General features: G+C 71.4%; 1 protein-coding gene. It reads right to left on the reverse strand.

Annotated features, from left to right (window positions below; genetic code table 11):
* Positions 1 to 238: Ig-like domain-containing protein (locus ADK65_RS08440; RefSeq protein WP_159038743.1), on the reverse strand; the 238-nt coding region annotated here is incomplete at both ends.

Below are 238 nucleotides of genomic sequence, written 5' to 3' on the forward strand. Positions count from 1 at the left end.
GGTCGGGCCGGAGGAGACGGTGATGCCGACCGGCGTGGAGTCCGCGGAGGCGCCCATGCTGTCGTAGGCCTTCGCCACCAGCGAATGACCGCCCACGGCCAGATCGGAGACGGACAGCGCGTAGGGCGCGCTGGTGTCCGTGCCCAGCAGCTTGGTGTCGTCGTAGAACTCCACCTTGCTGATCGTGGCGTTGTCCGCGGCCGCCGCGGTGGCCGCCAGCGGCACCGCCTGACCCTGG

This window comes from Streptomyces sp. NRRL B-1140, assembly GCF_001280065.1.
In the GTDB taxonomy this organism is placed as follows: domain Bacteria; phylum Actinomycetota; class Actinomycetes; order Streptomycetales; family Streptomycetaceae; genus Streptomyces.